The organism is Lactobacillus kullabergensis (genome assembly GCF_003151025.1).
Lineage (GTDB): Bacteria > Bacillota > Bacilli > Lactobacillales > Lactobacillaceae > Lactobacillus > Lactobacillus kullabergensis.
On sequence record NZ_CP029477.1, the window covers coordinates 1,220,715 to 1,234,654 of the forward strand.

The window sequence follows — 13,940 nt, forward strand, 5'->3', positions numbered from 1 at the left end:
AATTATTCAACAGAAATCAGAAAATTATATACAGGTTGTCCACCATCATGAAGTTCAAATTCAAGATCATCATGCTTCTCTTTAACAGCATCTATCAGTTTCTGAGCTTCTTTCTTGTTAGAATCTCTTCCAAACATTACAGTAACGATTTCAGAATCTTCATCCAACATTTTTTCAATCATTGAAGAAGCTGCAGTAATTATGTCAGTTTCAGCCACTTTAATTTCTCCATCAATAATCCCTAAATAATCGTCTTGATGGATCTCAACCTCATTAATTTTGGTATCACGATTTGCTTTGGTAACTTCACCAGAAACAACAGTATCAAGAGCGTCAGTCATGTTTGCAACATTGTCATCAAGAGAATCGTCCGGATCAAATGAAAGCATGGCTGTCAAGCCTTGTGAAATGGTTTTAGTAGGGACAATGCCGACTGGGATGTCGCTCACCTCAGCTGCTTGCTTCGCTGCCATAATAATGTTGCCATTATTCGGCATCACAATTGCTTTTTTAGCACCTGATTTTTTGATTGAGTCAATAATATCCTGCGTTGAAGGATTCATAGTTTGACCGCCAGAAATAATGCGGTTAACACCTTCACTTTCAAAAAGTTTGCGAATTCCGTTACCAGAAGCAACAGCTATTACGGCAAAATCAACATTTTCCTGATTTTCTTCACTGTTATTTACTATTGTTTCGTGTTGAATCCGCATATTGTCAATTTTAATTTTTCCCAATTGACCAAATTGGCTGCCGTACGCAAAAATAGCTCCAGGGTGTTCAGTATGAACATGAACTTTTGCCACTTCTTCATCTGAAACTGCCAAAAGTGAATCACCTAACTGAGATAAATGCTCCCTAAATTCATCTAAATTAAAAGTTTTCTTATTAGGAACATCAGCAGTTAAATCAACCATGATTTCGGTACAGTAGCCATTAGCAATATCCTGAGTAGAAAGTTGTGATTGTACAGATTGGTGATGCATGGCATTAATCATTTCATCCATTTCACCTTCATCAGGTTGGTACCGGTCGGCAAATTCTTCACCTAAAAGGCCTTCTAAAAATCCTTCATATATAAAGAGTAAACCTTGTCCACCTGAATCGACTACACCAACTTGCTTTAAAACAGGTAATAAGTCAGGAGTTGTCTTTAACGCTTTTTTAGCACCTTCAACAATCGCCTTCATAACTTCTTCAACATCATCGGTTTCATTGGCCTTATTGGCACCTTCTTGTGCACCAATCCGAGCAACAGTCAAAATAGTTCCTTCAACTGGCTTCATTACGGCTTTATAAGCTGTTGCAACCCCATTTGAAAAAGCATTGGCCAACTCTTGTGCATTAAGAGTTTTCATGCCTTGAGTTGCCTTATAAACTCCTCTAAAGAGCTGAGAAGAGATTACCCCACTATTACCACGAGCACCCATCAACATCCCTTTAGCAAGGCTTTCTGTTAAATCGCCAACACTATTGCTAGTATTTTGGGCAACAGCTTTAGCACCACTTTCAATAGTTAAATTCATATTTGTTCCAGTGTCTCCATCAGGAACAGGGAAAACGTTCAAAGAGTTAATAAACTCTGCGTTGCGACCAAGTCTGTGCGTAGCGACGCGAACCATATCTCTAAATTTTTTACTGTCTATTTCCTTTAAAACCAATATTTCTACCCTCCGCTTGAGTTATTCATCAAGCACTTTAACACTTTGAACGATGACATTAACAGCTTTAGTTTCAATTCCAAGTTGATTTTTCAAATTGAATTTAACACTATCTTGTACGTTGCGACTTACTTCAGATATTTTTAAACCATAGCCGACTATTATATAAACATCAACCGTAATCTTATTATCCTCAGACTTAACAACAACACCGCGCTTATAATTTGCTCGATTCAATATTCCATCGAAACCATCACGGATAGCATTTTTTGAAGCCATGCCAACAACACCGTAGTTAGATGTAGCTGCGCTACCAACAACAGTTGCAATCACTCCATTTGAAACATCAATCAAACCGTTTTTTGTTTTGATTTTTACAGCCATGTTTACCTCCGAATCATTGTTCTCATATTATGAATCTATTTTATCATAGTAATCAAGTTTAAATGCAAAAATCCCTTCTTAAAAAATACTTTTGCAGTTGCAATGTTCTTAAACTTATGCTATCTTAATTTAGTATGAAAACACAATAAAGGAGGTTTAGCAAATGGCAAAAGATTATATCACTGGCAAAAAGACCACTTTTGGTAATACACGTTCACACGCACTGAATTCATCACGTCGTGCGTGGAAGCCAAACCTTCAAAAAGTTCGTATTCTTGTCGATGGCAAGCCAAAGCGTGTATGGGTTTCAACTAAGACATTAAAATCTGGTAAAGTTACCCGTGCCTAGCGTAAAATAAAAAAGTTTTTAAAGCAGAAGTTTTCTTCTGCTTTTTTATTTCCCAAAATCTGTTTAAAAGTTTATGTTTAAATAGAGATATTCTTATTGCTCTTTCAATTAATTTTCAAGTCAAAAAAGACAAGTTATAGTCTGTAGTTTTACTTGAAGGTATTGTTTTTAGCTAACCTCATTGGCAAATCTTTCATTTCAATTTTTTATATATTCTGCTATTAATAAAAGATGATGTTGCCGATACACTTCTCATTGCAACAATTTACTTATATAAAATTTGGTAATTTTAAGTTTTATCAAGCATAACAAAGGCAGTATCTCCACCAATGTAAATCTTTTTTTACTCATCAAAAAGGATACAAATCATACCAATCTTTCAATTTTTTTAATTATATAATTTGTTTTGGAGCTTGCCACTATTAGTGGAAATCATAGCAGCAAGATAATTGAGGAGATATACCAAAAATATTTATTAACTTATAACAACTTGTTCCAAGAGATATAAAAAAACAGCAGTGAATCTGCTGTTTTTATTATTTGATATTTTGAAAGCGATCAATGTCCCTAGATTGAATAACTGCAACAGTTCCTTTTTTAAATGATAATTCAAATTGATCTTTATTAGGTAAAAATTCATTCGAACTAAACGAGACAGGATTATTCCCGCTAAAATCTGTTAAATTATATTTAGCTCCCGTAATTTTTAAATTTTGAACAGCTGTTAATGGTATTACTCCAAAATATTTATAAGTTGGTAATTTTTCTATCAAATGTTGTCCGTTATTGTAGAATCTGATTGAATTTTGTTGGTCAATAAGTTCGATGCTTTCAGCAAACTGGTTAAATCCAGGTTTAAGAACCATAAATAAATTAGATAGAAAATGATCTAATCGCCCTCCAGTTGCTCCAAAAAGGCTTAAATGAGAAGCATGATAATCTATAAAAGCACATCTAATAACCATTTCAGCATCCGTCAAGTCTTTTTCTGGAAGAGAATACCTGATATCATTAACATTTTTTTCAATTGCAGCTAATTCATTTTTTTGCAATGAATCAAAATCTCCTTCAGCTAAATCGGCCTTTATACCCATTTCTTCTAAAAGATAAGTCCCACGATCAACTCCGATTATTAAATCGCCGTTTTTTTTGGCTGCTAAAAGCTGCTTTTTAAGATCATTAGGCCATAACTGTTTAGGAGCGCCTAGCAACGCCCATGCTTTCATTCTAATATACCTTTCAGTTCAGCAATTTGTTGTTCAACACTATTTTGACAAAAAAGGTATGATCCAGCTACAAAAATTTCTGCTCCTGCATCTTTAGCTTTTTTAGCAGTTTGTCCGTTGATTCCTCCATCAACTTCAATAGGAACTTTTCCATTTACTAAATTTGATGCTTCTTTAATTCTAGAAACAGAATCTGGAATAAATTTTTGTCCACCAAAGCCAGGAAAAACCGTCATTAGTAAAATTTGATCTATTTTTGAAATAAATTTGGAAAGTACAGATACGGGAGTATCAGGGTTAAGAACCACACCGGCTTTAACTTGATTTTCATTTAAATAATCTAACCAGTAATTTAGTTTCTCTTCAGTCATTGCTTCATAATGAAGCAACATTATTTGAGCACCGGCCTTAGTAAAAGCTGGTACCAAATCATCAGGATTGTTACTCATCAAGTGAATCTCGGCCTCAATAGATGGAAAAGCTTTTTTGAAATCTGAAACAAGTTGTGGACCAAAAGATAAATTAGGTACGAAATGCCCATCCATGATATCAATGTGAAATCGGTTAATGCCTGCATTCACAGTTGTTTGAATGTCTTTTTCTAAATTTAAGTTATTAATATTTAATATTGATGGTGCTATCACTGTATTCTCCTTACTTTAAATATTCTGGTAATTTGCCATTTTCTATTTCTTTGCGCAATAACAAGTAATCATCATAGCGGCTTTTTTTTATTTCGCCTGTTTCAACTAGTTCTTTTACTCTGCACTTGGGTTCATTAAGATGTTGGCAACCACGGAATTTACAGAATTTACTTGCTCTTCTAAACTCAATAAAATAATTGCATAATTCATTTATTTTAATTGGAGTTAAATCAATTGCTGAAAACCCTGGTGTATCCGCAAGGTAACCCTTACCTAAAGAGAAAAGATTTACCGTTCTTGTTGTGTGCTTGCCACGATTTAAGGAATTTGAAATAATCCCAGTTTCTTGGTGCAGGCCACTTTTTAGTGAGTTAATTAAAGTTGATTTGCCTGCACCAGATTGACCTGCTAAAGTCCATATCTGCTGGGAACCAATGTCATTAGGCAAATTACTGGCAACTTCTTTTTTACTAAAATAGACCTTATAGCCTACTTCTTGATAATAATTCAAATTTTCTTGAATTTTATCTAGATCCGATATACCAACTAAATCACTTTTCGATAAAAAAATACTTACAGCAATGTTTTTCCAAGAAAAATAAGTCAGAAAGCGATCTAACAGTTGTAATGAAAAATCTGGTTGTACAGCAGACATTACGAGTAAAATTTGAGTCACATTGGCTACAGCAGGACGACCAATCAGGTTTTGGCGAGGCAACACCGCAACCAAATAACTTGTGCCCTGATCATCAATTTGAATCTTAACGTGATCACCAACAGCAGGCTTTAGATTATTTTTACGAAAAACCCCTCTGGCACGGGTTCTTATTGTATCAGTGCTCGTCTGAACATCATAAAAGCCAGCAATCAGACCCGTAACAATTCCCTGATCTTCTTTAATCATTTTTGACCTTCTCATTCAAAATTGTCTGCCCGTCGCGCACTACTTTCAACTGACCAGGGCCATCCTTAAGCTCAAATGGGATTGAAAAATTCATATCTTTTTTAATGTATAGATCCCGATAAATATTTTCAATTGAATGTTTATCATCTGAAACATAAATTTGAACATGATTCCCCCGCTTGTCATCTGAATCATCTTCATCATTATCTTCATAACTAACTGTGAAATTTTTTATAGCTGTTAGATCACGCTCTTTTTTTGCACCTTCAGAAACATTAACTGAAATTGTACTTCCCCTTGGTACTCTGGTACCAACTGCCGGACTCATTGAAATAATCATACCCTTTTTAACTTTATTTGAATACGCAGAACTGACTTGCAGAGTTAAACCATGCTTATGTGCAAATTCTTGTGCTTCCTTCAATGAATAATTAGTTAGATCCGGTAATTTAGTCATATGATCTTTTGGACGATGATTCTTTCCTTCTGACACAGTTAAAGTAATGGTTGTTTGGTCTGGCTTTACCTCCACATCAGCTGCAACACTTTGAGAAATAACATGATCAGGTGGAACGTTAGAAGAAAATTGGTTTTCGCGAATTATTTCAAAGCCCAATTTTTCTAGCTTGTGTACTGCTATTTCATATTCGTCTCCAGTTACATCAGGTACTCTTACCATACCTGCTCCATCTGATATATAAAGATCAATGTATCTGCCTCGTTTTATTTCTACTCCTGCAGTAGGTGAAGTTTCAATTACTTTACCACGATCTATACTGTCAGAACTTCTGTGTCTTATTTTACCTACTTTCAATCCTACGTTCTCCAGTTTGTTTCTTGCTTTTTTTTCACTCATATTGGTGACGTCTGGAATACGTACATCTTTATGATTGTTGCTGTTTAAAACAAAAAACATTAATCCAACGATTAAAACCGCAGCAATTCCAACAAAAAGCCACCACCATTTATGTTTACGCAAAGCCTGTGTAAAACTGGAATGATTTACTTTGGACTTATCGCCTGTCTCATCATTTTGTATTCTGCTTTCTTCAGTTAATCTATTGCTATTTGGATCAGATTTAAAATTAGGTAAAATAATGGTTTCGTCATCATTATTGCCATGAGTTGGCTTAAAAACCGGTTCATTAGCTCTACCTGGCTCTAAACTACTGTCGAGATCATCTTTCATTTCTTTGGCAGAATCATATCTGTCACGTGGATCTTTAGCGGTAGCTCTTAAAACAACATTTTCCAAAGATTGGGGAATGTTTGGGTCTTGTTTTCGTATTGAGGGAATTGGCTCTTGTGCGTGCTTTAAAGCAATTGAAACAGCTGAGTCTCCGTTAAATGGAACATGACCAGTAATTAATTCATATAGAATTATGCCTAAAGAGTAAATATCAGACTGCTTGGTGACGAGTCCTCCCCTCGTTTGCTCAGGAGACATGTAATGGACAGAACCAATCGCTGAGTTAGTTTGGGTAACTGAATTCTGATTAAGAGCCACAGCAATGCCAAAATCGGCAATTTTTATATTTCCATGCTTATCCATTAAAATATTTTGCGGTTTTAGATCTCTGTGAATAACATTATGTTTATGAGCCAAGGACATTGCACTCAGTATTTGATCCATAATGCGGATAATATCTCCTAAATGCAAAGGAGAATTTGCTCTAATATAATCTTTTAAATCCGGTCCATCGACATATTCCATTACCATGTATGGCAGTCCATGATCAGTGCCAACATCAAGAACCATTACTATATTAGGATGGCTCAATTCGCTTGTTGCCAGAGCTTCTCTTTGAAAACGAGCCAAAGTTTGCGGTTCTTTTTGCAAATCAAGACGCAAAATTTTAACCGCAACTTTTCGTTGTAAAATTATGTCTTCAGCAAGATAAACATTTGCCATGCCACCTTCACCCAAAGTATCGATTATACGGTAACGATCGCCTAACAAATAGCCCTTATTTATCATTTACCGTCACCGCCTTCGTTTAGAATTAAGCAAGCAGTAATGTTGTCCTCACCACCTAAACGGTTAGCTTCATCAATCAATTTTTGGCACCGACTCTTTAATGATAAATCTTTTGTCGCAAGAATTTGCTGAATCTGTGGGTCACTTAATGAGTTTGTTAACCCATCAGTACAAAGCAAAATAATATCGTTATCATTTAAAGTGACCTGTTTAAACTCTGGATCAATTGTACTTGAAACCCCCAGTGATTGAGTAATAATATTTTTTTGAGGATGATTTCTAGCCTGTTGCTTCGTAATTTGTCCTAATTTTACTAACTCATTAACAAGGGAATGATCTTCAACTAACTGGATGAATTTGCCATCAGAATAACCATATGCTCTTGAATCCCCCAGATGTGCAATTAAAGCTTCGTTGTTAAAAATAGCAGCCAGTACAATAGTAGTACCCATACCATTTAGATCTGGAAAGCGATCTGCAGTTCTTAGTATAGTTTCATTTTCATTACTGAGCTGGACGTTTAGCCACTTACGTGCACTGTCAGAATCATAAAAATCAGTAACCCCAAAATTATGACCCAAATGACTTACAGCCATAGTTGAAGCTACATCGCCGCCTTGGTGTCCACCCATGCCATCGCAAACAATGGCCAACAAAGCGTTCTTTTTGTTTTTGAAAACCTGGACAGAATCCTGATTACTTTTGCGTATTCGTCCAATACTAGATGCAAATGCTGTTCTAATCAAAACTTTAACCTCGCATTTTAAACTTAGCAATAAAAAAACCGTCACTGCCATAACTATCAGGTAAAATTTTCAACATCCCTTTTGTTGCTTTAAGCTTACCCGCAGTGAAAGGTTGTAATTCAAACTGAGTATGACTTTTTAAAAAAGCCTTAACAACGTCTTCATCTTCTTCTCGTGTAATAGTACAAGTAGAATAAACCAATTCGCCATCCCGACTTAACAAGGTACTCACATGGTCTAAAATATCTAATTGTATTTCTCGTAATTTACTTAAATCGTGTAAAGTTTTAGTATAGCGGATTTCCGGTTTTCTTCTAATAAGACCTAATCCAGAACATGGAGCATCCACCAAGATCTTGTCAAACTGTCCTTTTTTAAATGTTTGATCAGCTTTTCTGGCATCCATCGTTTTAACATTTATTCTTGATGCCACATTCATTCTTTTACCATTTTGCTTAACCAAACCCAATTTATTTTTGTGAATATCAAGAGCAGTAACATGACCTTGTTTTAGCTTTTCAGCAATTTGAACAGTTTTTCCACCTGGTGCACTACAGGCATCAAGAACTTCTTCATTGCCAGTAAAAGTGAAAGCACTTACTGCCAAACTAGCAGCTTCGTCCTGGATTGTCAATTTCCCTTCTTTGAATAAAGAAGTTTTAAAAACTCCACCATGTGTTAAAACCAATTCATCTTCAGCAATTTGAGATTCATTAGGAAAAAATCCTAATTTTGTTAATTCTTCTTTGATCAAATTATAATCAGTTAAACCTGAAACTCTAACAGTATTTTTTGCTGGTTTATTGATACTTGACAAGATAGAAGCTGTTCTGCTTTCACCCCAATTATTAATAAGGTACTGAACTAGCCACTGGGGAGTACTTTCTTTAACTCTTAAAAAAAGCACTTTATTTTTATCATCAGGTAAAATCTGTCCCCTTCTTAAGAAAGCACGTAAAATACCATTAACAATCTTAAATCCAGCTGAATGTTTTCTACCAAATTCTTTTGCCAGATTATTAGCTTCATTTAGAACGGCTCGATCTGGAATACTGTTCATAAATAAAATTTGATAGGCGGACATTAATAACAATGGCAAAAGGTAATCTTCTTTAAGTTCAGTCTTTAATAGACCGCGAAACTGATACTCCAAATATATCTTTTCCTGAATAGTGCCATATACAATTCTTGTTGCCAACTTTTGGTCAGCTTGTGACAGCTTCGTTCCCTGCAAATTATTGCTAAAACTAATATTTGAATAAGAGCCATCACGAAATACTCGAATCAAGGTTGCAAGTGCTACAGAACGTGCACTTTTATGAACTGACAATCTTATCACCTTTACTGAAGTTTTTACCCTGACCGTTCAAAAAACTTTTAATTGCCATTTTTTTCTTTCCAGAAGGCTGAACTTCAAGTAAATTCAAAACGGTATGATTAGTAAAACTAATTGCAAATCGTTTTTTATTATCAACGACAACTCCAGCAGGAAAGCTAGTCGTGTCGGCAGCAACTTCAGCTTGCCATATTTTAAATCTTTTACCATCAATGAGCAAATAAGCTCCTGGGTCAGGATTAAGGCCTCGAATTAAATTATTGGCTTCAGTCGCGGTCATATTTAATTTTATTTGTTCCTGCCCCTTGTTAATATTCGGTGAAAATACAACTTTATCTTCATCCTGGGAAACCTTTTTTTGCGGATTAGCAATAATTTGAGGTAAAGTTTGGAGTAACAAGTCACGACCTAAAAGAGATAGTTTTTCAAATAAGGTTCCCGCATTATCTTCTTTTTGAATATCTATTGTTTTTTGAGAGTAAATGTCACCTGCATCCATTTGCTTAACCATTTCCATAATGGTTACTCCGGTTTGTTTATCACCGTTAATAAGAGCATATTGAATAGGAGCACCGCCACGATATTTTGGTAATAGAGAACCATGAACGTTAACAGCAGCAATTTTTGCCGATTGCAGAAACTTACTTGGTAAAAACTGACCATACGCAGCAGTAATAATTAAATCAGCATGCATTTTTATCAAATCAATCAATTCATCAGACTTTCCCAAATGCTCAGGCTGAAAAACGGGTAAATTCAATTTTTTAGCTAATAGTTTTACCGGCGTTTCAGTGACTTTTTGTTTTCGTCCAACTTTTTTATCAGGTTGTGTAACCACGGCTTTTATTTCATAATCATTCTCTGAAAGAGCCTCTAAGATTGGTACAGCAAATTTAGGCGTTCCTAAAAAAATTATTGATGTCATTAATCATTTCCCCTTTACATTATGCGCTCTGGTTCATTATCAATATAAACAGATAAACCATATTTTTTAATCTTTTGCGCTGAGTCTTGAATTTGGTGTAATAACTTGTTTAAATTATCTTCTTTTTTATATTTTACCAGTATTTGATAATAATATTGATTTTTTAAACGAGAAATTGCACTAGGAGTTGGACCTAAAATTATTGTTGACTTGTGTAATTTTGGTTGTAACCATTTTTTGATTTTAAAAGCTTCTCTAGCAGCATTTTGTTCTTTTTTTGCCGCAACAGAAATTAACACTGTATAAAAATAAGGCGGATAATTACCGGTATGTCGAACACGCATCTCATATTGATAAAACTGTTCATAATCCTGAGTTTCAGCTAACTTAATGGCATAATGATCAGGATTAAAAGTTTGAATAATTACTTCTCCTTTCTTTTGGGCCCGTCCAGCCCGGCCTGCAACCTGTGTTAACAACTCAAACGTTCTTTCAGAGGCGTTATAATCTGGTAACCACAGACCCGTGTCAGCATTAACAACACCTACTAAAGTCACATTGGGAAAATCCAGTCCTTTTGCAATCATTTGCGTACCAAGCAGGATATCTGCCTCATGATTGCCAAAGCTGTCTAAAATTCTTTTAAATGCTCCTTTTCTTCTTGTAGTATCAACATCCATACGCAAAATACGGCAACCAGGTATTATTTTTTCTAATTCTGTCATAACTTTTTGTGTACCAGTACCTAAAAAGCGGATTTTTGTGCTTTGACAATTAGGACATTTTTTAGGAATGGCAGTAGAAAAGCCACAATAATGACACTGCATTTTATTTGTATCTTTATGCATTGTCAAAGAGAGGTCGCAATTTGGACATTTCATGACGTAACCGCAATCACGACACAACATAAAGTTAGCAAAACCTCTCCTATTTAACATTAAAATAACTTGCTCTTTTTTCGCAATTCTTTTTTTTATTGCCTCAACGAGTTGAATGGAAAGGTCAAATTGTCCACCACTAAAATGCGCTTTTTTTAAATCAATTAAATTAACTTCTGGCAAACTTTGCTGGTTAGCACGATGTGGTAATTGTAACAGCTGGTATACACCTTTTTGTGCTCTGGCTCTGCTCCCTAGTGAAGGTGTTGCACTGCCCAACACAAGTGGGCAGGAATTATAGTTGCTGCGCCAAATTGCGACATCTCTTGCGTGATAACGTGGATTATCTTCTTGTTTATAAGAACTTTCATGCTCTTCATCGATTACTATTAAACCAATATTTTTTAAAGGTGCGAAGACTGCGCTTCGTGCGCCAACAACAACGCGAACTTCGCCACGGCGTATGCGACGCCATTCGTCATACATTTCTCCTTCAGAAAGCCCACTATGTAAAACAGCTACTTGCTGGCCAAAACGATTTTTTACTTGGCCTACCATTTGCGGAGTTAAGGATATTTCTGGAACCATCATTAAAGCATTTTTTCCAGCCTTTAAGGTAGTACTTATAGCATTTAGGTAAACTTCTGTCTTACCACTGCCAGTAACACCTTCTAATAAAAACGTACGTGACTTTTTTGCAATGATTGCTTGCTCTATTTCAGCTAATGCTTCCTTTTGTTCAGGGTTAAGTTTGATTTTTTTATCTGCTTTTTTCTCTTTATCATATATTGTGAGTGGATTACGATAAATTTCTGACTCCCTTTTTTTAAGCCAGCCACTTTTAACAGCATTTGTTAATGAAACAGTATTAACATGCGCATTGTTTTCAATTTCTTTTTGCATTTGGGGAAATTTATCGTAATTTTCAATTATATACATTATGAGCTGCTTTTGTTTAACAGCATTTTTTCTCAAAGTTTCATAAATATTTATATAGCCTTTTTTAGTATTCGATAATGAATATTCGTTTTCAGTTTTGATCCGAGCTCTATTTTCAACAACATATTCAATTTTGGCAACATTTGTTCGTAATAATTTGCGAATTTCCGCAATTTGTTTATTATCCGTAATTTTATTTAAATCTAACGGTTCACCTTGGAAAATGCTCATTTTTTTAGCTGTTGAAGATTCTGGTACCAAAATTTTACGATAATTAGCACGCATGACTCTAGGAAGCATAGTTTTCAGAATAGTGATTCGATAAGAATAAACATGATCAGCCAAATTTTTTGATAATTTAATTAATTCCGAAGTCAGAGGTGGCATTTCATCAACTACCAAAAGCAAGTCTTTTAATTTACCCTGATATTGACTTTGGTTACTTAAACCAACAACGAAACCTTGTAACTTGCGTGGGCCAAAAGGCACAAAAACTCTAGAACCAATTTCTACTTCTCCCAATTCATCAGGAATATGATATTCAAAAATGCGATCCGTTTGCTTGGCTGCAACATCAACAATAACCTGTGCAATCATTTAATCACCTTTAAAAAATGACCTCCATCTCTCTATGGATGGAGGCCATAAAACTTTATTAATTACTGATTAACCTCACGATGTTTGGGATCAACGGTAACTTTGCCAGCTTCAATTTCTTCTAAAGCTTTGCCCACTGGTTTTTGTGATTTATAACTTTTTAAAGCTTCAGGTTCACCGTCTTCAAGTTCATGTGCTCTTTTCGCTGCAAGAACCGATAAAGAATATCTAGAATCAACCTGAGCCAACAATTTATCAATAGATGGATATGTAACTCTCAATTTAATCCTCCTTAACCATTTTGCGATAAGTATTAATGACACGTTTAACACTCACGTGTTCAGCTTCAACAATCGCTTTTATATGATCAACTGCATTTGCTACAGTATCATTAACCACCGCATAATCATAATCCTGCATGACCAGAATTTCTTGACGAGCCTGTTTTATTCGACCCATAATTACATCCTCGGATTCAGTACCCCGATTTTCCAGCCTGGTATGCAAAGTATGTAAATCAGGTGGCGTTAAAAATATAAAGACGCCATCAGGCATTTGTTTTCTAACTTTCTTAGCACCATTGACATCAATTTCCAGCAAGACGTCTTTACCTGCTTCCAGCATCTTTTCAACAGGAGCCATAGGAGTGCCATAAAAATTATTTACATATTGATTATACTCCAAAAGTTCATTTTGATTGATCGCCTGTTTAAATCGCTCTTGACTAACAAAATAATAATCCTTGCCGTTTACTTCGCCTGGCCTGGGCTTTCTTGTAGTCATTGATACTGAATATTCAAACGGAAAAACTTTATTTTTCACTATTGCACTTTTAACGGTTCCCTTACCAACTCCCGAGGGACCAGAAAGGACAAGTAACAAACCTTTTTCTGTCATGCCATACTCCCTTAATAAAAGCTATTGTATTTAGTTTGCACTAAAATGAAAATATTTTCAAGTTATGTCTTTTTAATAAATCAAAATTCTCCTAAAAAATTTTGATTAAATACTTGTTTTTTGGAACAAATGTTCTTATAATATTATTTGTCAAACAAATGTTCGGTCAGCTCTAAAGGGGTGGTTTGATGAAAAACTCGCTTAAGAAAATTTATCACTATTTCTTCGATTATGATGAAGATAAATTAAGTATTTACAGCCAATATTACTATGAAATATTAACTGATCTTAATAGTGCCCTACTTCACCGCTCCTATGTATTGATAAGTTATCAGGATGGAACGAGTGAAATCGGACAAATCATAAAACGTATTTCTGCAGGTCGTTTTATTTTGCGTTTAGAAAATAAAAAACTAATTAAAATAGTTGATATTGATACTATTTTTAGAGTCGATTTTGCCTAATTAGTCTCATAA

General features: G+C 35.0%; 14 protein-coding genes. 2 read left to right on the top strand and 12 right to left on the bottom strand.

What is annotated here, in order from left to right; translation table 11 throughout:
- Positions 1–2: 2 nt before the first annotated feature.
- On the bottom strand, positions 3–1,661 hold the full coding sequence (locus DKL58_RS05745) for a DAK2 domain-containing protein (protein WP_109586430.1): 1,659 nt from the start codon (positions 1,659–1,661) through the stop codon (positions 3–5).
- A gap of 21 nt (positions 1,662–1,682) precedes the next feature.
- Positions 1,683–2,045: an Asp23/Gls24 family envelope stress response protein gene (locus DKL58_RS05750; RefSeq protein WP_109586431.1), complete on the bottom strand. Its 363-nt coding sequence runs from the start codon at positions 2,043–2,045 to the stop codon at positions 1,683–1,685.
- 163 nt (positions 2,046–2,208) lie between these two features.
- Between DKL58_RS05750 and rpmB the strand changes: the two genes are divergently transcribed.
- Positions 2,209–2,394: a 50S ribosomal protein L28 gene (gene rpmB, locus DKL58_RS05755; protein ID WP_034981532.1), complete on the top strand. Its 186-nt coding sequence runs from the start codon at positions 2,209–2,211 to the stop codon at positions 2,392–2,394.
- Positions 2,395–2,930: 536 nt separating this feature from the next.
- Here rpmB and DKL58_RS05760 read toward each other — a convergent pair.
- From DKL58_RS05760 to gmk, 10 genes are all read right to left on the bottom strand, one after another.
- Positions 2,931–3,620 carry a thiamine diphosphokinase gene (locus DKL58_RS05760; protein ID WP_109586432.1) on the bottom strand — a complete coding sequence of 230 codons (690 nt, stop codon included), beginning with the start codon at positions 3,618–3,620 and terminating at the stop codon, positions 2,931–2,933.
- Positions 3,617–4,264: a ribulose-phosphate 3-epimerase gene (gene rpe, locus DKL58_RS05765; RefSeq protein WP_109586433.1), complete on the bottom strand. Its 648-nt coding sequence runs from the start codon at positions 4,262–4,264 to the stop codon at positions 3,617–3,619. Before rpe ends, DKL58_RS05760 begins: the two co-directional genes overlap by 4 nt.
- A gap of 10 nt (positions 4,265–4,274) precedes the next feature.
- Complete coding sequence (gene rsgA / locus DKL58_RS05770) at positions 4,275–5,165, bottom strand: ribosome small subunit-dependent GTPase A (RefSeq protein WP_084600381.1); 891 nt, start codon at positions 5,163–5,165, stop codon at positions 4,275–4,277.
- A complete protein-coding gene (gene pknB, locus DKL58_RS05775) occupies positions 5,161–7,146 on the bottom strand; it encodes a Stk1 family PASTA domain-containing Ser/Thr kinase (RefSeq protein ID WP_045928258.1) in 1,986 nt (661 codons plus the stop codon). The genes rsgA and pknB overlap by 5 nt, the downstream gene beginning before the upstream one ends.
- Positions 7,143–7,892: a Stp1/IreP family PP2C-type Ser/Thr phosphatase gene (locus DKL58_RS05780; protein WP_045928960.1), complete on the bottom strand. Its 750-nt coding sequence runs from the start codon at positions 7,890–7,892 to the stop codon at positions 7,143–7,145. Before DKL58_RS05780 ends, pknB begins: the two co-directional genes overlap by 4 nt.
- A gap of 4 nt (positions 7,893–7,896) precedes the next feature.
- Positions 7,897–9,222, bottom strand: a complete 1,326-nt coding sequence (gene rsmB / locus DKL58_RS05785; protein WP_109586434.1) for a 16S rRNA (cytosine(967)-C(5))-methyltransferase RsmB — start codon at positions 9,220–9,222, stop codon at positions 7,897–7,899.
- Positions 9,209–10,153 carry a methionyl-tRNA formyltransferase gene (gene fmt / locus DKL58_RS05790; RefSeq protein ID WP_109586435.1) on the bottom strand — a complete coding sequence of 315 codons (945 nt, stop codon included), beginning with the start codon at positions 10,151–10,153 and terminating at the stop codon, positions 9,209–9,211. The genes rsmB and fmt overlap by 14 nt, the downstream gene beginning before the upstream one ends.
- Before the next feature lie 14 nt (positions 10,154–10,167).
- Positions 10,168–12,567, bottom strand: a complete 2,400-nt coding sequence (priA, locus tag DKL58_RS05795) for a primosomal protein N' (RefSeq protein ID WP_109586436.1) — start codon at positions 12,565–12,567, stop codon at positions 10,168–10,170.
- Positions 12,568–12,629: 62 nt separating this feature from the next.
- Positions 12,630–12,848 (bottom strand): DNA-directed RNA polymerase subunit omega, encoded by a 219-nt coding sequence (gene rpoZ, locus DKL58_RS05800; protein WP_034981312.1) that lies wholly within the window; start codon positions 12,846–12,848, stop codon positions 12,630–12,632.
- A 1-nt stretch (position 12,849) separates the two neighbouring features.
- Complete coding sequence (gmk, locus tag DKL58_RS05805; RefSeq protein ID WP_109586437.1) at positions 12,850–13,464, bottom strand: guanylate kinase; 615 nt, start codon at positions 13,462–13,464, stop codon at positions 12,850–12,852.
- A 188-nt stretch (positions 13,465–13,652) separates the two neighbouring features.
- On the opposite strand from gmk, the gene DKL58_RS05810 reads away from it, so the two are divergent.
- A complete protein-coding gene (locus DKL58_RS05810) occupies positions 13,653–13,928 on the top strand; it encodes a hypothetical protein (protein WP_109586438.1) in 276 nt (91 codons plus the stop codon).
- Positions 13,929–13,940 lie beyond the last annotated feature (12 nt).

Coding starts and splice junctions, on each gene's coding strand:
- DKL58_RS05810 (WP_109586438.1), top strand. CDS start 13,653: ATGAAAAACTCGCTTAAGAAAATTTATCACTATTTCTTCGATTATGAT.
- pknB (WP_045928258.1), bottom strand. CDS start 7,146: ATGATAAATAAGGGCTATTTGTTAGGCGATCGTTACCGTATAATCGAT.
- DKL58_RS05760 (WP_109586432.1), bottom strand. CDS start 3,620: ATGAAAGCATGGGCGTTGCTAGGCGCTCCTAAACAGTTATGGCCTAAT.
- gmk (WP_109586437.1), bottom strand. CDS start 13,464: ATGACAGAAAAAGGTTTGTTACTTGTCCTTTCTGGTCCCTCGGGAGTT.
- fmt (WP_109586435.1), bottom strand. CDS start 10,153: ATGACATCAATAATTTTTTTAGGAACGCCTAAATTTGCTGTACCAATC.
- priA (WP_109586436.1), bottom strand. CDS start 12,567: ATGATTGCACAGGTTATTGTTGATGTTGCAGCCAAGCAAACGGATCGC.
- DKL58_RS05750 (WP_109586431.1), bottom strand. CDS start 2,045: ATGGCTGTAAAAATCAAAACAAAAAACGGTTTGATTGATGTTTCAAAT.
- rpmB (WP_034981532.1), top strand. CDS start 2,209: ATGGCAAAAGATTATATCACTGGCAAAAAGACCACTTTTGGTAATACA.